This window comes from Streptomyces sp. NPDC058289 (assembly GCF_042880975.1).
Taxonomy (GTDB): Bacteria; Actinomycetota; Actinomycetes; order Streptomycetales; family Streptomycetaceae; genus Streptomyces; species Streptomyces stoeckheimensis.
Genome location: NZ_JBHVYI010000009.1, coordinates 74,339 through 93,583, shown reverse-complemented (window position 1 = coordinate 93,583; position 19,245 = coordinate 74,339). Strand labels below are relative to the sequence as shown.

The window sequence follows — 19,245 nt, the reverse complement described above, 5'->3', positions numbered from 1 at the left end:
ATGGCGGGGGATCAGGACGGGCGCCCTGTGGCCTCCTTGCCCGATCACCCGGTCCTCTGTGCCACGCCCCTGCCCAACGGCACGAAGGCATTGGCGACCGGTGTCGCGCAAGAGCCCCCGAGCAACTCCCCGAACGCGTCACGCCTCCGCTTGACTCCCGGTGTAGACGGTCAGGAGCCTGAGCCATGATCGCAGCTCTTCTTCGGTAGCCGGTCCCTGACCAGCAACCGGTCGCACGGGATGACGAGAAGAATGGTGGTAAGGACCATGCTTGATGGCTGGCGTCAGGTAGGGGAAGGCCAGACCAGTCTGGGCGCCGGAGGATCCTCTGAGTGAGTGAGTGAGTGAGCTTTGCCTCGGTTTCTCGTGCGGGATTCCAGTGAGGTGGCAGACGTTCCGCTGCTTGACTCGTCGGCACCTGCCTGGACATCGCGCTGTTTGACGCGATGTATGAACGCGAAGCGTCCCAGCACGCCGGCGGGGATCACTTACCTAGTGCCGTGTCGGAGAACGGTTGCCCTGCCGCTTTGTCAGGTGGGTCTAGCTCCAGGGTGCATGGCGGCGCGGCAAGGAAGAGGTTTCCTGACACGGCGCTACCGTCATGAGAGTGACAGGAACCAATGCCGACCGGCGATGGTCTGAATCCATGCCGACCGCCTTTGAGCAGTACCTCGTGCCGGTGGTCTTCCGGCCGTTTGCCGAGGACCTGACCGCCCGGGCGGCGGCACTCCATCCTCGGCGAATTCTCGAACTCGCTGCGGGCACTGGTGTGTTGACAGCGGACCTGATCGCAGCGGCACCCTCGGCCGAGGTGACGGCCACCGACCTGAATGAGGCCATGGTCGCTTTCGGGTCGACTCGGGCTCCGGGCGCGGTGTGGCGGCAGGCCGACGCGCAGCAACTGCCGTTCCCGGACGGAGGCTTCGACTTGGTGGTCTGCCAGTTCGGTGTGATGTTCTTCCCCGACCGCATCGAGGCCTTCACTGAGATCCACCGGGTGCTGGCCCCGGGCGGCCGATTCCTGTTCAACACCTGGGGCCCGCTCGGGACGCACGCCTTCGAAGTCGCGCTGCAGGCTGGGCTGGAGCGGGCCTTTCCGGTCGACCCGCCACGGTTCTTCCAGACGGTTCCGCACGGCTATGCCGACCCCGCTGTCGTGGCCGCTGATCTAGCGGCCGCCGGGTTCGCCGTCGAGGACGAGCAAGAGCTGATGCTTCAGGGCCGGGCCGCGTCGACCGCCGACCTTGCCACCGGGTACCTCACCGGGACACCGGTGCGCGCGGCCGTTGAGGAGCGCGGCGACGGACCGACTGTCCGGGCCACCGTCATCGAGGAGATGACGGCACGGCTGGGCCCGGGGCCGGTCACCGCCCCGATAACGGCGTACGTCTTCCGTGCCGCGGCCTGAAAGCAGGACGCGCCTGCGCAGAGGAAGAGTCGACCTCGACGGGGCGCGTCGCACGGACGCCTGGTGCTCATCAGGCAACCTTCGCCCTGATGACGACTTGCGTAGCCGTTCGTCGGCGGCGTGCTTGTTCCGCCAGATGATGTAGCGGCGGATCATGCTGCCCTGCTCTTTGTGGCTGGCGTGGTCGGTGCCGTCGAGGGCGAAGTAGCGGAGTGAGGTGAATTGGGCCTCGATCCGGTTGAGCCAGAGCTGTTGGTCGGGGTGTAGGCGATCTCGACGTTGTTCGCTGCGGCCCAGGACCCGACCCGCTGACATCGCTTCGTCGTCAGGTGCGGTAAGTAGTTGTCGCAGACTATTGCGATGCGCACGCCCGCCAGATGGAGTGAGCGCAGGTAGCGGCGGAACTCCAGGAACTTGGAGCGGTTCTTCGTCTTCTTGATGTGCCCGTAGAGCTGGTCCTTGGCGAGGTCGTAGGCGGCGAACAGGTGCCGGACCCCGTACGGTCGGGTGTAGGTCGCCCGCCGTCGGGGCCGGGGCTCGCGATCGGGGTCCTTGTGTCTTCCGCCGCGTTCGACCCACTGCCGGCCGGGGTGGGGCTGCAGGTTGAGCGGCCCGAACTCGTCTATGCAGAAGATGACTTCGGGCTCGCCATCCTCCGGTATGACCTCGCCGTCGGCGATCGCGTAGAGGTGTTCGACCCGGGCCTTCTTGGCGGCGTAGTCCGGATCACGGGAGGTCTTCCAGGTCTTCACCCGTTGAAACGAGACGCCCTCCTCGCGGAGCAGGACCCGAAGGCCCTCATGGCTGGTGTCGTCGACCACCCCCTCGGCGACCAGGAAGTCCGCCAGCTTGGCCAGACTCCAGGTCGAGAACGGCAGGCCGTGCTCGAACGGCCTGGACTTGGCGATCTTCTTGATCTCCCGGCGCTCCGGCAGCGAGAACGCCTTCGGCCGGCCACCCCCGTACCTAGGGTAAAGCGAGCCGAAGCCGTCCGTGTTGAAGTTGTGGATCACGCCCCGCGCCCGGTCCGCGCTGGTGAGGGCACCTCGGCGATCTTCACCACGGGCATGCGCCGGGCGGACGGGAGGACGATCTGGGCCCGCCGCCAGGTCGCCACCGAACCCGTGCCCCTGCGGATGATCCGCAGCAGCCGCTGCCCCTCATCGTCATCGATCTTCCGGACCTGTACGCGGTCAGCCACGTGATCATTCTGACCGCTCGGAGCCGTCGGCCGCAGCACCCGGGCTCATCGTCACAAGAGGGCGAACATTGCCTGATGCGGCACTGGGCGCCGTCGGCGATGCCGATGCCCGTACCGTCGAGGCGGGTGAGGTCGCGGGCATCGTCGAGGAGGCCGGGCAGCACGGCAGGCAGGTCCTCGTGCGCCCGTACGCGCACCCGCAGGCCCCGGATACCGGGAACGGAGAGCACTCGTGACCGGCGACGAACCCGAAGAGAGCGCGGCGGCGAAGCAGGAGAGGTGGCTGGCGAAGGGTGTCGCTCTGCGTGCCTTCTTCTACATAGCCGGCACGCACCTGTTCGCCGGGTTCGTGTGGCTGCTGTTCTACCTGGGCCAGCACGCACAGAAGTAGGAAGCGGCCGTCTCCCGGTGTCAGAAGCGCCCCGCGCTACGGGAGACGGCCGCCGTTCATGGCCCCGTGCTATCGGGGGCTGTTGGCGCGAAGGTCGGCAAGCAGTTCGGCCTGGCCTTGAAGGACGCCGGAGAGGATGCTGCGAGCAACTCGCAGCAGCTCTACGACCTCGTCGCTGGTGATCCGGTAGTACACGTTCGCGCCTTCGCGGCGGGTGATCACCAGGTTGGCCTTGCGCAGGACCGCGAGCTGTTGGGACAGGCTCGCGGCTTCGACGCCGACCTCGGGCAGCAGCTCGGCGACCGCGTGCTCACGCACACTGAGCAGTTCCAGGACACGGATGCGGACCGGGTGACCCAGCGTTTTGAAGAACTCCGCCTTGAGCTGGTACAGCGGTACGCTTCGGCCGTCACTGCTCGTTCTCCATGTTCTGCGTGCGGTGGTTCTCGGCGAAGGTCCAGGCATCGCGGACGATGTCCTCGAGACCGGTACGGGACGGGTGCCAGCCCAGGCGCTTGCGGGCCCGGTCGGCGGAGGCCACGAGGACGGCGGGGTCCCCGTTCCGGCGCGGGTCGATGACCTCGGGCACCGGGTGCCCGGTGACGCGGCGGACGGTCTCGATGACTTCACGGACGGAGAAGCCGCTGCCGTTCCCCAGGTTGCAGACCAGGTGTTCGCCGAAGGGGGCCGCGTCCAGGGCCAGCAAATGGGCCTCGGCCAGGTCGGCGACGTGGATGTAGTCCCGGATGCAGGTGCCGTCGAGGGTCGGGTAGTCGTCACCGTAGACGGAGATGGCGTCGCGGCGCCCTTGGGCTACCTGGAGCACCAGCGGAATGAGGTGCGACTCGGGGTCGTGCAGCTCGCCGTACGGGCCGTAGGCGCCGGCGACGTTGAAGTAGCGCAGGGAGACGGCGGACAGACCGTGCGCCCGGCACTCGTCGCTGATCATCTGGTCGACGGCCAGCTTGGTGGCGCCGTACGGACTGGTGGGCACAGCCGGGTCGTCCTCCGTGATCGGGACGGAGACCGGCTCACCGTAGGTGGCGGCGGTGGAGGAGAAGACCAGGGTGCGGACACCGGACTCCCGCATGGCCGCGAGTAGTTCCATGGTGCCACCGACGTTGTTGCGCCAGTACTTGCCGGGGTCCGTGACCGATTCGCCGACCTGCGAGCTGGCGGCGAAGTGGAGCACGGCGTCGTAGGAAGGGTCGAGGACTTCTCCGGCGTCCTGGATCCGGCCCTCGATGAACTCGGCGCCGGCTGGGACTCCCGCGGGGAAGCCGGTGGACAGGTCGTCCAGCACGGTCACCCGGTACCCGGCTTCCAGCAGATGGGCGGCGACGACACTGCCCACGTAACCGGCGCCGCCGGTGACCAGGACTTTCCTGGGAGCGCTCACTGGCTAGCCACCTCTCTCAGTCGCGCCGCCGCGGCTTCCGGCGGCACATCGTTGATGAACACGTTCATGCCGGATTCGGAGCCCGCGAGGAACTTCAGCTTGCCGGGCGCACGGCGGATGGTGAAGAGCTCCAGGTGGAGGGCGAAGTCCTCCCGATCAGTGTCCTGACGCAGCGGGGCTTGGTGCCAGGCGGAGATGTAGGGCGTGCGATCCGTTGCAGGAGTTCCTGCCTCCTGTGTGAAAAGCCGATCGAAGCGGCGCAGCAGCTCCAGGTATACGGCGGGGAACTCCGCCCGGGCGGCTTCGGCCAGGGCGGGCAGGTCCGGCACGCGGCGGTTCGGGTAGAGGTGCACCTCGTACGGCCAGCGTGCGGCGTGCGGGACGAACGCGGTCCAGTGGTCCGTTTCGATCACCACGCGCACGCCGTCCTTCCGCTCCGCGGCGAGGATATCGTCGAACAGGTTCCGTCCGGTCAGCTCGCGGTGTGCGGCGGCGCTGGCCGTCATCCGTGCGGTGCGCGGGGCGACGAACGGGTAGGCGTAGATCTGGCCATGGGGCTGCCCCGCGATGTCCAGGTCGTCCGCCGCCAGGGCGAAGACGGGCGCTACGTGTTCGTCATCAACCACAGCGCGGACACCGCGGACGTGCCGCTGGAGGTTCCCGGCACGGAACTCCTGAGCGGTGTACCCGCGGAAGGCCACGTGTCGGTTCCCGCGGGCGCCGTCCGCGTCGTACGACTGGACGACCGGCGGCTCCTTCCTTAGACGGATGGCGCCGGCCCGGCCAGGGACCACTCCGGCCGGGCCGGTCACCTGCCCAGCACCTGCATGAGGCTGCGCAACTGCCGTCGGTTCTTCAACGCCCCTTTGGCGTAGGCGTTGCCGAGGTGGTATTCGACCGTCTTCGTGCTCACGAAGAGCTCGGCCGCGATCTCCTTGTTCGTCCAGCCCCGTCCGACCAGCCGGGCGGTCTCCCGCTCACGGTCGGTGAGTTCGCCCCAGAAGCGCTCCGCTTCGGTGACCTCCGTCGGCGAGCCCTCGTCTTCCAGGACGTCGCGGCACCAGGCGGCGAAGGGATGGGCGCCGAGCTTCGTGAACGTCAGTTCGGCGGCGCTCGCCTGCGACGCCGCCTCCGCGCGACGGTTCGCAAAGGCCAGGGCGCGCGCCAGGTCGCATCGCACCATGGTGCGGTGCAGCACGGGTTCGCCGCCTTCGGGGGGCACGGCCAAGCCGTCGCGGAACACCCGTGCGGCAGCGTCGGCCTGACCGTCGGCGAGGAGGATGTTGCCGTGTACCCAGTGCCTGGCGACGACCGGCAGTGCTCCGGTCGGCGCGACGGCCGCCAGCGCCTCGTGGGCCTCGGTGGCCGTCGTGAGGTCATACACGCGGGCGCAGGCTACGCCCAGCAGCGGTAGGTACCACACGCCGAACAGCTTCGCCCGGCCGTCGTTCGCGGAGTCCTTCAGCGCCCGCAGCAGTTCTGCGGCGACACCGTGCCAGTTCCCGCGGGCGAAGTCCGCGGTGGCGGCCGCCTGCCGGATGTTGAAGTCCGGGCCGCCGAAATCCACTCCCCGCGCGACGGCGCGCGCCTGTGCGAGGTCGGCATCAGCCTCCTCCCGCCGCCCCTGACAGGCATAGAGCGAGGCGCTCGCAGAGTGGAGCGAGATGAAATCGACGTCTCGCCCGGATACCTGAGCCTCGTCGAAGGCCAGGGACAGCGCCCTTCTGGCGTCGCCCCACTCGCCGAGCAGGAAGTGGCATGAGGCGGCATGGATGGCCGACTCGTAGTGATTGCGCCGGGTGAGGCCCGGAGTGTGTCGGCGGGTGACGTAGCGCAGATCGTCGACCGCGCCCGACAGGTTGCCGGACAGTCCTCGTAGGACTCCGCGGCAGACCAGCGAGGTGATGTCTGCCGCCGGAATTTCGGTGGGGTTTTCGCGAAGGTGCCGGATCAGCGCCAGACCAGCCGCCGGTCCGTCCCGGAGCGCGGTGCCAAAGGCGATGGACGCCTGTGCATCTCCAATGACCTGCGGATCAGAGGTGCGGGCCAGTGCGTACCGGGCCGATCGCAGGGACTGCTCTCCCAGACCGATCGAGCGCTGCAGCGACGCCAGCTCGACGGAGGCGCGAGCCGCGTCCTCGTCGCTGTGCCCGGCGAATCCCTCCCGAGCCGAGCGGAGATGTTCGGCGGCACTGATGTCGTGGCCTCGGGCGTAGTCGAGGAGCCCGAGTACCTCGCTCCTGGTCGCAGAAGCGGCGTGCGCCTTGATGAGAGGTGCGTACCCGAGCGCCGCGTCGTACTGACCGCTCATCACCATCAGGCGCACCGCCCGCAGCAGGGCCTCGCTCCGCTCGTCCGGGTCGGGCGCGATCGTGGCGACACCCAGTTCGTACTGCGCGGCGACGGAGGGATCGCCCTTCCGCTCCTCGCGCCGGGCGGACTCGGTCAACTGCGCCGCGAGGGGTGCGTCGTAGCCGTCGAGGGCGTCGATGCGGTGACGCCAGTTGCCGGGCGACGCGAGAATCTCGGCTGCTGTCCGGTGCAACAGCCGGCGCTGCGAAGAGGGCATCGAGGCGTACACGGCGTCGCGCTGGACGGGATGAACCAGTTCCAGCCGCGGGTGGCCGTCCGGAGCGGGGATCCATTGTGCCGCGCCCCCGGCGACGAGGGACCGTACGTCCGCCCCCAGGTCCGCACCCGGCACCATCCGATTCAGCGTGCGCTCGGCGACGGGCATGTTGAGAACGGCCAGTGCCTCCAGCACACGGCGGGCCCCGGGTGAGAACGTTCGGCACCACTGCCGCACGGCTTCCGCGAGGGACGGCGGGACTTCAGCCGCGAGGAAACGCTCCGGGATGCGGTGCTCTGCGTCGGCCGTCCCTGCGAGTGCGGTGATGTACAGGGGATTGCCGCGGCTCCAACGTGCCACGTGCATGACTTGGGACTCGGACAGGTTCGTCACGCCCTGCTCGGCCAGGACGGACCGCGTCGCGGCGAGGTCGAGGCCTCCCAGTACGAGCTGCGTCACATGATCCACACTCCCGCTGAGCCCCATGGTTTGACGGGTCTCGTGCAGGTGCTCCGTGTTGACGACGGTCACCAGGGGGTCGCGCGTCATGCGCAGCAGCATGAATCCGAGCGCCTGGAGGGAGGGGGTGTCGAGCAGGTGGGCGTCCTCCACGACGAGCACCAGCGGTGCGTCCGCGCGGTAGTCGTCGGTTGCGGAGATGAGCGCGCCACCGGCTGCCGTGATCGTGCTGTCCGGCGGGAGTACCTCTGTCCGCCGCGCCTCACCGCGCGCCCCGCTCCTCGCGGATTGGATCAGCCTGTTTGCGGCGGCGTAAGTGAGGTGGCGTTCCGTGGCTACGCCGGAGACACCGAGCGTTCGGAAGGCCGGCAGTTGTTGGACGAACGCGGAGGTGAGGGCGGACTTCCCCACACCGGTGGGTCCGCCCAGGAAGACCGTCTGCGAAGTTCCCGCCGCGGCGGCCGCGGCCGCGGCCAGCAGGGCCCCGAGTTCCTTCGTGCGGCCCGCCAGGGCAATCGTTCCAGCCATGGTCCGCGAGCTTTCCGGTTCGGCGCCGTCTCCCAGGTGCTGCCGCCGCCGGTGTGGGCATCGCCACGAGGGCACGGCCATTGGTGGTGATCGAGAGCACGGGCTGGCCCTCCTCGACCCCGACGATTCATTTTCCTCCCGGGCGGGACATCCCACGACCCGGTAGTCACTAGAGGAAGGAAACGGGCAGGCCGCGCACTGAGTGTGGTCGTTACGCTACGCAATGCCCTCCCGTTCAAGGCCGACCGGGGTCAATGTCACCCCCGTCGCCGCACGGCGTCGAGGGCAAGTGCGCACGAGCCGACAAGCCCCACCGTCGCGCACCCACCTTCAGGTCGTGGCGGGCGGGTCGCGCCGGGGCTGTGCTACGAGATCACCGAGGCGCCGCCTCAGCTCGTCGGCGCGGCCCGGAACCACCACCCCGTGGTCCCGGGCCGCTGCGACGGCGGTGATCGCGTCGACGATCTCCTCCAGGCGGCCGGCCGCCGGGATCAGCCTGACGGCCTGGTCGCTGACCGGAGGCGGTTCGGCAACCGCGTTCTCGGCGGCGGCACGTGCCTGGTGCGCCCTCAGATACGCCTCGTCCCTCCGCAACGGGAAGCGCTCGCGGTCGCCCGGTGCCTTCACGGCCTGATCGAGGTAGCGCGCCGCGGTCCGGACGGCGATGTCCAGACGCGCTGCTCCGGGCAGACGGCGTGCACCGGGCCACAGGAGATAGCCCAGCACGACGGCGACCGCGGCACCCAGGAGCGTGTCGAGCAACCGCAGGCCGGGCAACACGGCGTCCGGGCCGGTAAGCGAAGAGGACAGCAGGGCCGAGGCGGTCACCCCCACGACGTTCAGGGCATAGAGCTTGGGCGCCGTCATCGCCGCGAATCCCAGCGCTGCCGCCGCCGCGCACGCCATCGTGATCTCCGGCGGTCCCGTGGCCAGCAGCGCGGCCGTCGCCGCCGCTCCGAGCAGGGTGCCGCACACCCGGTTGACCGTGCGGACGAACACCGAGGCGTACTCGGGGCGCACGATCACCGCAACCGTGAGCGGCAGCCAGAACGCGTGGGAACGCTCGTGCAGGGCGAGAGTGAGCGCTGTGGCGGCCCCCATGCACAGGGCGAGGCGACCGGCGTTCGCCACCGCCGTCCGGGTGAGGACGAACCGCAGTGCGCGCCCGGGACGTGGGGACGTTTCGGCGGGTGGCCGCGGCCCGGAGTCGAGAGCTTCGGCAAGGGCGTGCAGGCCCGGGCTGCCGTTCGGCGGGCGCCAGGCAACCGCGACCGGCTGGCCGGCGAGGAGCTGGGAACCCGCGGTGCGCAGCGCGGCAACGGCCTCGTAAGGAGCCTTCTCGCCGTCCGCGTACAGGGCCGCGGCCGCGAAGGCCGCGAGCTCGGGTCCACGCTGTGGGCCGGCTTCTCGCGCCACTGCGGAAGCGGCGGCCAGGCGTGCCCGCGCCCGCCCTGCGGCGGGCGTGCCCGTCGCCGCCAGCAGATCCGCGGCGGCCGTCATCACGGCTGCGGCCGCCTTCCGCTCGGCCGCGCCCCGTTGGTAGGCCCAGGGCGCCAGTGTGGCGGCGGCTACCACCGCCGCGCCGATCAGATAGGCGAGCGCCTGCTGCCACCACGGCAGGGATGCTCCCCCGAACTGTCCGAAGGCGACACCGATGGAGAGCATCATCCCGAAGCCGGGGGCGGATGGGCCCATGGCTCCCGCGCCGCCCGACACGGCACCGGCCACAACCGCGGTGACCACCATCCCGACCGCCCCGTGCGCAAGCGCGGCGCCGACAGCGATGCCCAGCAGCGCGCCCGTCGCCTGGGCCGCGAGCGCCCGAGCCTGGTGACGGTAGGTTCCGCCGGTCACGAAGGCCACGCTGCACGCCGCGCCGAGATAGGCGATGCCCACCGTCTGCATGTCGTCGGCCAGCACCCCGTATCCGGCGATCAGGCCAGCCGCCAGGCACGCCCGTGCTCCCCGCGCCACTGCGAACGGGGCGGGCCCCGGGCGCAGCGACATGACGACACTGGCGCTGACGGCCCGGATCCGGCTCATGACGGCATTGTCGCTGCTGCACCGTCGGACGGGCGCAACGCGCCTGACATGGGCGTTGCACCCCTCCGGCGGGGGACCCGTACCGGATCCGGACCCGGGCGACGGGGCCCGAGCCGCGGACGCTCACTGTCGTACCGTGGTCAGGGTCGACGTCGGCCGCCCCCGCATTCATGGCGCGGCCCATGCCAACCCGGTGCTACTCGCCGGGGTAGGCGACGCCCAGGTCACGGCGGATGCGGTCGAGGAAGCGCATGATGCTCAACGTCTCCGCGAGGGGCATGAGGTCGGACTCCAGTCGGCCGGAGGAGATGCAGCGGGCCGCTTCGGCAGCCTCGTAGCACAGCCCGCCCTCGAGCAGCTCGGGGGTGAAGGTGTCGAGCACCTCGTGGTCGGGGCTGATGAGGTGCACGGCCGCCGGTGCGTAGAAGTGGCCGTCGATTTCCAAGCGAGCACGCGTGCCGGAGATCGACGCCTTCGTCGGAGTGCGCGCGAAGAGCGACGTGTTCAACACGCCGTGCGCCCCCGACTCGCCCGTGACGATGATCGAGGCCTGCCCGTCGACGCCGGTGAAGGCCTTCGTACCCACGGCAGTGACGGACGCGAAGGGACCCAGCACCATGTGAGCGAAGGCAACCGGGTAGACGCCTAGGTCGAGCAGGGCGCCGCCGGCCTGGTCGGGGTCGAAGTGACGGTGCGTCGGGTTCGGCTTCCCGGGCAGACCGTGGTCGGCGATGACCGTCTGTACCTCGCCGAGTAGCCCCGACTCGAGGACCTGGCGTACCACGTCGATGTGCGGAAGGAAGCGCGTCCACATCGCCTCCATGAGGAACACACCCCGCTCCCGGGCGGCCTCGATCACCTGCGCGGCCTCGCGAGCGTTTCGGGTGAACGCCTTTTCCAGCAGCACGTGGCGGCCGGCCTCGATCGCCTGCAGGGCCTGATCATGATGACCGGAATGCGGCGACGCGATGTAGACGATGTCCACGTCGTCGTCGGCGAGAAGCTCCTCGTAGCTGCCGTAGGCCGCCGGGATGCCGTACCGGTCCGCGAAGGTGCGGGCCCGCTCGGCGTCGCGCGATCCGACCGCCACCACACGCTGCTGGGTGTAGGTCTGCAGCGCCTCGACGAAATGGCCCGCTATCAATCCCGGGGCCACCACTCCCCAGTTCAGGGCCGGCGCTTCCTTGGGGGAAGGCGTCCGCGGCGCGGGCAGCAGGAGGGGGGCGCTCTCGTTCGAGCCGGCGGCGGGCTGATGGGTGTGGGGCATAACGGCCATAACGGTCCTGCCGATCTCGTAGGAATGCGTTGCACGGAACATCTGAGGGCGCCGCGCACTTTGCTGGGATTCCGCAGGGCCGGCGCGTTTCCCGCTCCGAGCCGGAGAAGTGGCGTCATCCGAACAGCTCGCTGCACGACGCCGCAACGTGAAGCAGCGACGCGGAAAGCAACATCGTGACGCACCAAACGAAGGCGGCGCTGCGGGCAGGGATCGCATATCGCGGGTGGCCCTCCGAGACCACCGCCACCTCAGGAGCATGTCCGCTGGTCAAAGGGCGGTGTCCCGATGACCCGCTACTCGTCGGCGTCGGACGGACCGGCGCAACTGCCCATGAGTCATGAGCAGTTCCCCGCCGGCGGACGCGCCTTTTGCCCCGGGCTTGCGCTTCGCGCTCAGAGTGCCGTGGAAGCGCAGATCTGGTCCGCGGTCTCCTCACGCTTCCGCTGAATGAGGACCGATCCGGAGGCGGCCTTGCCGTTTCCGTCGAGGCGCAGGCCCGTAGCGCGGTTGCCATCGTGAAGAGGCCGTCCCCTGCGGCTTCGATCGTCCACTGCTGGCTGGCGCCCCGGTTCCAGGTCGCTTGCTTCACGACAGAGTCATCGGCCGTGTCCGCAGGGCAGCGGTATATGTGGCGTGCCATCACGGGCCGGGGGCGGCGTGACGCGGCCGCGGTGATCCGGCGCACTCACCCCGCGGAACCCCTCTCACCGGGGCCGGCGGCGTCCCGTCGCAACCGCCCTGCGGCTCCGCGGTCCGGGTGGGACACCGCGCCGCACGCGGCCCACCGAGTGGTGACAAGTCGGCCCGTCCGGGGCCGTTCGTAGTGGCGGATGGGTTCGCCGGTTACCCGGTCGAGCCAGGCCAGGCGGGCAGATCCTCGCGATCGCCTTGGCAGGGACCGTCTGGCCCGGCTTCCGGCGGTCCCGTCAGGGAGCTGGGGAGTCGGTCGCGCGGGCGATGCCGTCGAGGCGGCCGTCGATCCACGCGTGTCGCGCCGCGTCGCGAGCGGCCGGGGGTGCACCGGGGTGTCGGTTACGGGTGCGGACGTTCTCCACGACCGCCCACCCCTTGCCGCCGTCGTAGGTCCTGAACTCGACCAGGTGGTGGTCGAGGTGTCCAGTGATCATCACTGCCATGAGGGACAGGTACTCCCCCCGGAGGTCGGGCGTGAGCTCGTCCTCCTGCGGCCCTCCCAGGAGGACCTGCTGTTCCTCGGCCAGGAGCGTGCAAGTGGTCTGGACGGCTCGGACGAGTGCCTCGAACTGCTCCCCGCCCAACCGCGTCCGTAAGAACTCCAGATGGGAGCCGAGGACGTCGGCCTCCTGGCCGGCTCCCGACCCACCGGGATCCATCTGCGCTCCGGGCCCTCCAGGGTCCGGCGGATGATTCTCGGTCATGCTTCCGCCCTTCCCCCGACGGCCGTTGCCCTGCGCAGTGTAGGCCGAGGCCCGCGCTCCGACGGCGTTCTTCGGCCACCCGGCCGGCCCCGGCTGCCTTCTCTACGGCGCCCCTGGCCCCATGCGCCCCGAACGCAATCGACTATGCCAATTGCACATTCAAAAGGAATGCGATTTCGGCAATTCCGGGATGGATTACCCGCGTTCACTCTCCCAACGTTGACAGCGTGCTGCGCCTTGAGGGTAAATGAGCTCACAGGTGGCCTGATGTGGTCGCAGGTAGGCTGGATCAGGCCACTGTGTGACCGGTTCATTCCGCCCGTCACCTGGTGTGGCCGTGGCGATGTCGTAGCAGAGGGGCGTTTGGGGTCGCGGGTGTACAGCATGGTCGTGTAGTGAGCGGGTATTGACGAATCCGATTCTTCCGTGGGGGATCAATGGCCCAGCTCAGTTCCTTTTCCGTCCCCGAGTTCCACCTTCCGTTCGGAAACTCCAAGCATCCCGGGGCCGCCCGGGCGAACGCCGAGGCGACCTCGTGGGTGTTGCAACACGAGCTCGTGACCGCCGCGGCCGAGCAGTTCTCGGGCATCGGCGTGGGCCACCTGGCCGGCCGGGTGAGCGGTGACGTCCCCTACGAGCGGGTCCTCTTGCTCGCCGAGTGGATGGCCTGGTCGTTCGTCCTGGACGACCAGCACGACCACCTCATCAGAGCGGGAGACGTAGCGGCCTGGAGGCCCGTCACCGATGCGATCACCGGCTATCTGCGAACGGGGCGGATCGAGAGGTCGGCAGCGGGCCGAAATCCGTTGGTGACGGGATTCGTCGACCTGTGCGACCGGATCCTGGCCGGCATGTCCGAGGGGACCGCGGCCCGGTACCGCACCCATGTCCCCCTCATGCTCCACTCCTTGGACCAGGAGGCGGGCAACCGCGCCGCCGTGCAACGCCCGGGAGTCCAGGAGTACGTCCTCATGCGCCGCCACAGCTCCCAGATCCTTCCGATGATGGACATGGTGGAGGCCGGGCTCGGGATCGACCTCCCGCAGAACGTCCACGACCTCCCCGAGTTCCAAGCTCTCGCCGCGAGCGTGCTCGACGTCATCTCATGGGGCAACGACGTGTTCTCCCTGCCGAAGGAGCACGCCTGTGGGGACACCAACAACCTCGTCTCCCTCATCTCCTTTTGGGAGAGGTGCTCCCTCCCCGACGCCGTCCAGGCGGTCGAGGGGCGCATTCAGGAGCGCATCGAGCAGTATCTGGCCGAAGAGGAACGTCTGATTCAGGCCGTCAACGCGCTCCCCGGGACGGAACCGTCGCTGGTCGACGCAGTCACCCGCTGCGTGCGCAGTTACGAGGACTGGATGATCGGCGCCGATCTGTGGCAGCGTTACGAGTGCACGCGGTACAGCGACGAACGGTTCGCGGCCGGACTGGAGTCTGCGTACACCCGCCCGGATCTTGTTTCCGCGGCGTGACGGAAAGTCAGTTCATGGCATCTGAAACGCATTCCGGTCCCGAGGTCCATGCTCCGGTCGCCCCGGGACGGTTACCGCTCCTGGGCCACGCGCTGCAACTGTGGCGCCGGCCGATCGCGTTCCTGGAGTCGCTCCGGGAACACGGCGACATCGTACGGCTCGACATCGGCACCTGGCCCGTCCACGTGCTGACGAGCCCGGAGCACGTCCACTCCGTACTGGTCCAGCAGGCGCAGCAGTTCGGCCGGGGAAGGATCTTCGACAGGCTCCGCCCGGTGTTCGGCAACGGGATCGTGACCACCGACGGCGACTTTCATCGCAAGCAGCGCCGGATGATGCAACCCGCCTTCCACCGCAACCACATCGCCGAGTACGCCGAGGTGATGTGCCGGCGGGCGGAGATGATGTCCGCCTCGTGGACGGCCGGCCGTGAGATCTCCATGGTCACGGAGGCACGCGGGTACGCGATGTCTTCGGTCGCCGAGATGATCTTCTCGGGGGACCTGAGCCGGCCCGCCGTCGACGAGGTGCACCGTTCGCTGCCCATCGTCCTGGAGGGCATGCTCGTGCGGGCGGTCATGCCCAAGTCGCTGGACCGGCTGCCCATTCCGTACAACCGGCGGTTCGACGGCGCAGCCGCACGGCTGCGCCGGACCATCGACGAGGTGATCGAGCAGTACCGCGCCGAGAAGCCGGCCGAGCGGGGTGACCGCCACGACCTGCTCTCCTTGCTGCTGGCGGGCGTGGACTCCGAGACGGGCTCGACGATGGATTCCGAGCAGGTGAGGGACGAGGTCATCGCCATCATGCTCGCCGGCACCGAGACCTCTGCGACCACCCTGTCCTGGATCTTCCACGAGATCGGCCGACACCCCGAGGTGGAGGCGCGCGTCCACGCCGAAGTCGACTCGGTGGTGGGGTTCCGGCCCGTGCGTCCCGAAGACATACCCGCGCTGACCTACACGCACGACGTCTTCCAGGAAGCCCTGCGCCTGCATTCCCCCTTGCTCTTCACCCGCAGGGCCCTGGCTCCCCTCACCCTCGGCGGAATCTCGATCCCGGCCGGCGCGGAACTGGCCTACAGTCCGTACGCGTTGCACCGGGACCCCGTGCTTTTCCCCGACCCCGGCGTCTTCGACCCGGACCGCTGGCAGAAGGGGGCGAAGGAGCGGTCCCGTACTCACAGTTACGTCCCGTTCGGGGCCGGCCAGCACAAGTGCATCGGCGATTCCTTCGCCGTGGCGGAGATCCTGACCGCGGTGGCAACCGTCGCCTCGCGTTGGCACCTGAAGCCCGTCCCGGGCATCACCGTGCGCGAACTTCCCGCAGGGATCCCGCAGCCCAGCGAACTGCCGATGGTTCCCGTGGCGCGGAAGGTACAACACTCTTCTCGTAGGAGTGATGAGATACCGCAATAGTGTGCTGAAACAGCATCAACTCCTCCTCCGGCCCGTACACTCTGCCGCACGTGCTGGAGGGGGCAAAGGATGTCGCAGGTCACGGAACCGAGAAGCTGGAACACTCAGCCCCTGCTGGAGCGGGAGGCGGAAGTCCTCGCGATCCAACGCGCGGTGGACGTACTCTGCGGCATCTCGGGCAATGGCTCGGCCAATCGCAGCGGGGGTGTCCTGACCTTCGCCGGATCGGCCGGCATAGGCAAGACCACCCTGCTGAACGAGGCCCGCCGCCACGCCGCTCACCGCTCCTGCACCGTGCTCTTCGCGCGCGGCGGCGAGCAGGAGCGGCAGGTTCCGTTCCACGTGATGCGCCAGCTCATCCAGCCGGCCCTCGCCGCCATGAGCGAGGACGAACGGCGCGACGCGCTCGGCAACTGGTACGGCATCATCGCACCCGCACTCGGGCTGACCGCCGCCCCGAAGGGAACGACGGGGCCCGACCCGCAGGGCGTGCGCGACGGACTCGACTGGGTGGTCACGCATCTAGCGGTACGCAACGCCCCCGTCGTGCTGATCGTCGACGACGCGCACTGGGCGGACGCGGAGTCCCTGAGCTGGCTCACCTCCTTCGCGGCGCGCGCCGAGGAACTGACCATGCTGATCATGGTGGCCTGCCGGCCCGACGAGATCCCCGCCGACGCCGGCGCGCTGCGCGCCCTCATGGGGCGCCAGGGGACGCGCCCGCACGAGCTGGCTCCCCTGACCACGAGCGCCGTCGCGCGCATCGTGCGCGACGCCCTCGGTGAGAACGCGGACAACGTGTTCTGCCGCGAATGCTGGGCGATCACCGGCGGAAACCCCTTCGAGGTGGTCGAGCTGGTCATGAAGGGCCGCGACCGGGGGTTGAAGCCGTACCAGGGCAACATCCCCCAACTGCGCGACCTGGCTTCCGCGGTCAAGGGCAGCGGCCTGATCGACCGGCTCGAACAGCTCGGCCCGTCCACCGTCCGGCTCGCGTGGGCCGCCGCCGTGCTCGGCACCGCGGTCCCCCTCGGCATCGTCGGTGGCGTGGCCGCCCTCGGTGAGGCGCAGGCCGCCGAGGCCATCGACCGGCTGCGGGCCGCACGCATCCTGACCGTCCTCACGGGCGTACGGCGCAAGGAAGTCGTGGAGTTCTTCCACCCGCTCATCGCCACCGCCGTGTACCGCTCGATCCCGCCCGGTGTACGCGTAGCCATGCACGGGATGGCCGCCCAGGCCGTGATCGACGACGGGCAGGGTTCCGCGACCGCCGCCCGCCACCTGCTGGAGATGCACCCCGAGGGCGACCCGTGGGTCGTACAGCAGCTGCGCCAGGCCGCGCGCGAGAGCTTCTCCGCGGGCGCTCCTGATGCCGCGCGCCGTTACCTGGCACGTGCCCTGCGCGAGCCCCCGGAGGTGGAGGACCGCGCCGAGGTCCTGTTCGAACTCGGATCCGCCAACCTCCTGCACGAGCCCGCGACGACGATCAACCAGCTCAGGGCCGCGCTGGAGGAGCCCAAGACCGACCAGGCCCTGCGCGAGGCGATCACGTACCGGCTCGCCCAGGCGCTCGGCCACACCGGTCAGCTGGGTCTGGCGGCAGGGCTGCTCGCGGACGAGGCCCAGCGTGCCACGAGCTCCCGTACGCGACTGCGCATGCAGGCTGAGCAGTTCAAATGGAACGCTGTCCGGTTCGACGAGGAGAACTCGCCCGCCCGCTCCCGGCTCCTCGCCCAGTTCGCCAAGCGGCTCACCGGTCGGGGTCTTGCCGAGCGGCACATCCTGGGTCTGCGGGCCTGGGACGCCGCGATGCGCGGCGAGTCCGTCTCCACCGCCCTGGAGTACGCGGAACAGGCGCTTGACGGGGGCATGAGCTGGACCGACCAGGACTTCGGCTTCGAGGTGCCTGCCGTCCTCGCGGTCACGCTCATGTACTGCGACCAGCCCGGCCGGGCCGAGGACCTCTTCAACACCGCGATCGTCGAGTTCGAGGGGAAGGGTTGGCGCGGCGCGCACCTGTCGTTCGTCTACACCCTGCTCGGCTACGTCCGCTACCGGCGCGGGCAGCTCGCCGAGGCCGAGGACTTCGTACGCAACGGCCTGCAGATCGCCGACCGCGTCGGCACCGGGATCCCGGCGCAGTGGTACGCGATCGGTACCCTCATCGAGACCCTGCTCGCCCGGGGGAACACCGCCGAGGCCCAGCGCATCGCCAATGCCTACAAGCTGGCGGACGGCTTCCCCCAGGCCGTGGTCTATCCCGATCCGCAGGCCGTGTGGGGCAAACTGCTCCTGGCCCAGGGCAGGATCGAGGAGGCGGAGCACCACCTCACCGCAGCCGGCCGGCGCCTGGATCTGCGCGGAACGCGCAATCCCTCGTGGAGCCCCTGGCAGCTGGACTTGGCGCTCGCGCAGGCAACGCACGCGCCCGAGCAGGCACGGGCCACGGCGGCCGAAGCGGTCGCACGGGCCCGCGCGTTCGGGACGTCCAGCGTGATCGGACACGCCCTGCGCGTCGCGGCCGCGGCCACGGACCCGTCCCAGGCGGCGGGCCTGCTGCAGGAGGCGGTGGAGCACCTCGAACAGTCTCCGGCCGCCTGTGAACTCGCGCACGCGCTCATCGACCACGGCATGGCCCTGCAGGCCATCGGCGACCCGCACCAGGCGGCACAACAGACCTACCGGGGAATGGAGTTGGCTGCCGACTGCGGCGCCGACGGGCTCGTGAGCCGGGCCAGGACCCAGTTGGCCTCGGCAGGTCTGCGCCCTCGCCGTCTGCACACCTCCGAGCAGGACACCTTGACCGTCGCCGAGCTCACGGCTGCCCGCCACGCTTCGGCGGGGATGGACAACAAGGCGATCGCCGGGGCGATGCACACCAACGCCCAAGCGGTGTCCGAGCTGTTGTCCGCGGTCTTCACGAAACTGGGCACCGACCGGCTCGGACTGCACCGGGCGCTCGGAGCCTGATCGCACGGCCGGCCCGGAGCGGAGCCCGGGCCGGCGTCGGTGTCCCCGGTGGGGGCCGACGGCCGTCTGCACGTGAATCCCGTGAGCACCGCCTGGCGCGACGGGGTGCTCGACGCCCCCGCGATCCGCGCCGTGCATCTCGTCGGCGGCGGCAGCCGCAACGCCCTGCTGTGACGGCTCACCGCCGACGCCACTGGCCTGCCCGTCATCGCCGGCCCCGCTGAGGCCACCGCCATCGGCAACATCCTCGTCCAGGCCCGCACCCACGGCCTGGTCGCCCGTACCTACGGCCTGGTCGCCCGTACCCGGCGCCTGCGGCGCTACGAGCCCGCCGAGACATCCGCGCGTGGGACGTCGCCGCCGCCCGTGTGGGGCTCGCCTGACCTGAGCTGCACGGCATGGACGCGGTGTCCTCCCGTCCCGTCCTACAGACAGTGACGATCAGTCAAATATTGCTCAAGTTCGCATGGTTGTGGATCGCCATTCTGGAAATACTCCCTTTACCGAAGGGCAACGTGCTGGCCGTCAGGTGGCCGGGTGCACATATTCCCGAGTCGATCGCGCGACCAGCGGCTGCCCTTCGTGTCATCCCCTACCTCGCTGTCACTGCTGTGAGCTGCCCGCACGCCGCCACCAGGACTCCGAACAGCGAGGCCTCGCGTCGACCGAAAATCGCGCCGCAAAACAATTGCGGACGGCCCGAACAGG

Annotated in this window: 12 protein-coding genes and 3 pseudogenes; 7 read left to right on the top strand and 8 right to left on the bottom strand. The window is 69.6% G+C overall.

Translation table 11 applies throughout. From position 1 onward, the window contains the following. The first annotated feature begins 601 nt into the window (after positions 1-601). On the top strand, positions 602-1,408 hold the full coding sequence (locus tag ACFVX6_RS06750) for a class I SAM-dependent methyltransferase (RefSeq protein ID WP_389688677.1): 807 nt from the start codon (positions 602-604) through the stop codon (positions 1,406-1,408). A 70-nt stretch (positions 1,409-1,478) separates the two neighbouring features. On the opposite strand, the pseudogene ACFVX6_RS06745 reads toward ACFVX6_RS06750, so the two are convergent. Then, positions 1,479-2,609 (bottom strand): annotated as a pseudogene (locus ACFVX6_RS06745) (IS630 family transposase). 68 nt (positions 2,610-2,677) lie between these two features. Between ACFVX6_RS06745 and ACFVX6_RS06740 the strand changes: the two are divergent. Both ACFVX6_RS06740 and ACFVX6_RS06735 read left to right on the top strand, forming a co-directional pair. Beyond that, the gene (locus tag ACFVX6_RS06740; RefSeq protein ID WP_389688675.1) at positions 2,678-2,845 is read left to right on the top strand and encodes a hypothetical protein; all 168 of its coding nucleotides are present in this window, start codon (positions 2,678-2,680) and stop codon (positions 2,843-2,845) included. Further along, positions 2,842-3,000, top strand: coding sequence for a DUF6126 family protein (locus ACFVX6_RS06735; protein ID WP_389688673.1), 159 nt, complete (start codon positions 2,842-2,844; stop codon positions 2,998-3,000). Before ACFVX6_RS06740 ends, ACFVX6_RS06735 begins: the two co-directional genes overlap by 4 nt. 69 nt (positions 3,001-3,069) lie before the next feature. Here the strand turns inward: ACFVX6_RS06735 and ACFVX6_RS06730 are convergent, their stop codons facing one another. From ACFVX6_RS06730 to ACFVX6_RS06720, 3 genes and pseudogenes are all read right to left on the bottom strand, one after another. Then, positions 3,070-3,465: an ArsR/SmtB family transcription factor gene (locus ACFVX6_RS06730; RefSeq protein WP_389688671.1), complete on the bottom strand. Its 396-nt coding sequence runs from the start codon at positions 3,463-3,465 to the stop codon at positions 3,070-3,072. Continuing rightward, on the bottom strand, positions 3,410-4,399 hold the full coding sequence (gene galE, locus ACFVX6_RS06725; protein ID WP_389688669.1) for a UDP-glucose 4-epimerase GalE: 990 nt from the start codon (positions 4,397-4,399) through the stop codon (positions 3,410-3,412). The genes ACFVX6_RS06730 and galE overlap by 56 nt, the downstream gene beginning before the upstream one ends. Next, positions 4,396-4,962, bottom strand: a pseudogene (locus ACFVX6_RS06720) (galactose-1-phosphate uridylyltransferase); the annotation flags it as partial. The pseudogene ACFVX6_RS06720 and the gene galE, both read right to left, overlap by 4 nt. Between ACFVX6_RS06720 and ACFVX6_RS06715 the strand changes: the two are divergent. Beyond that, positions 4,957-5,163: pseudogene (locus tag ACFVX6_RS06715) on the top strand (Beta-galactosidase C-terminal domain); the annotation flags it as partial. The pseudogenes ACFVX6_RS06720 and ACFVX6_RS06715 overlap by 6 nt on opposite strands. Positions 5,164-5,207: 44 nt before the next feature. Here the strand turns inward: ACFVX6_RS06715 and ACFVX6_RS06710 are convergent. The 4 genes from ACFVX6_RS06710 to ACFVX6_RS06695 form a co-directional block, all read right to left on the bottom strand. Next, the gene (locus ACFVX6_RS06710; RefSeq protein ID WP_389688667.1) at positions 5,208-8,036 is read right to left on the bottom strand and encodes an AAA family ATPase; all 2,829 of its coding nucleotides are present in this window, start codon (positions 8,034-8,036) and stop codon (positions 5,208-5,210) included. A 249-nt stretch (positions 8,037-8,285) separates the two neighbouring features. Continuing rightward, positions 8,286-9,998: an FUSC family protein gene (locus ACFVX6_RS06705; RefSeq protein ID WP_389688665.1), complete on the bottom strand. Its 1,713-nt coding sequence runs from the start codon at positions 9,996-9,998 to the stop codon at positions 8,286-8,288. Between the two features lie 196 nt (positions 9,999-10,194). Continuing rightward, a complete protein-coding gene (locus ACFVX6_RS06700) occupies positions 10,195-11,265 on the bottom strand; it encodes a Gfo/Idh/MocA family protein (protein WP_389688663.1) in 1,071 nt (356 codons plus the stop codon). 938 nt (positions 11,266-12,203) lie between these two features. Beyond that, positions 12,204-12,674: a hypothetical protein gene (locus ACFVX6_RS06695; RefSeq protein ID WP_389688661.1), complete on the bottom strand. Its 471-nt coding sequence runs from the start codon at positions 12,672-12,674 to the stop codon at positions 12,204-12,206. A gap of 437 nt (positions 12,675-13,111) precedes the next feature. On the opposite strand from ACFVX6_RS06695, the gene ACFVX6_RS06690 reads away from it, so the two are divergent. The 3 genes from ACFVX6_RS06690 (at position 13,112) to ACFVX6_RS06680 (ending at position 18,537) form a co-directional block, all read left to right on the top strand. Then, on the top strand, positions 13,112-14,149 hold the full coding sequence (locus ACFVX6_RS06690; RefSeq protein WP_389688660.1) for a lyase: 1,038 nt from the start codon (positions 13,112-13,114) through the stop codon (positions 14,147-14,149). 14 nt (positions 14,150-14,163) lie between these two features. Continuing rightward, entirely contained in the window at positions 14,164-15,567 is a 1,404-nt protein-coding gene (locus ACFVX6_RS06685) for a cytochrome P450 (protein ID WP_389688658.1), read from the top strand. A 69-nt stretch (positions 15,568-15,636) separates the two neighbouring features. Beyond that, complete coding sequence (locus ACFVX6_RS06680) at positions 15,637-18,537, top strand: ATP-binding protein (protein ID WP_389688656.1); 2,901 nt, start codon at positions 15,637-15,639, stop codon at positions 18,535-18,537. Positions 18,538-19,245: the final 708 nt, after the last annotated feature.

Coding starts and splice junctions, on each gene's coding strand:
- ACFVX6_RS06695 (WP_389688661.1), bottom strand. CDS start 12,674: ATGACCGAGAATCATCCGCCGGACCCTGGAGGGCCCGGAGCGCAGATG.
- ACFVX6_RS06680 (WP_389688656.1), top strand. CDS start 15,637: ATGTCGCAGGTCACGGAACCGAGAAGCTGGAACACTCAGCCCCTGCTG.
- ACFVX6_RS06700 (WP_389688663.1), bottom strand. CDS start 11,265: ATGCCCCACACCCATCAGCCCGCCGCCGGCTCGAACGAGAGCGCCCCC.
- ACFVX6_RS06685 (WP_389688658.1), top strand. CDS start 14,164: ATGGCATCTGAAACGCATTCCGGTCCCGAGGTCCATGCTCCGGTCGCC.
- ACFVX6_RS06730 (WP_389688671.1), bottom strand. CDS start 3,465: ATGCCTGGACCTTCGCCGAGAACCACCGCACGCAGAACATGGAGAACG.
- ACFVX6_RS06710 (WP_389688667.1), bottom strand. CDS start 8,036: ATGGCCGTGCCCTCGTGGCGATGCCCACACCGGCGGCGGCAGCACCTG.
- ACFVX6_RS06705 (WP_389688665.1), bottom strand. CDS start 9,998: ATGAGCCGGATCCGGGCCGTCAGCGCCAGTGTCGTCATGTCGCTGCGC.
- ACFVX6_RS06690 (WP_389688660.1), top strand. CDS start 13,112: ATGGCCCAGCTCAGTTCCTTTTCCGTCCCCGAGTTCCACCTTCCGTTC.
- ACFVX6_RS06750 (WP_389688677.1), top strand. CDS start 602: ATGAGAGTGACAGGAACCAATGCCGACCGGCGATGGTCTGAATCCATG.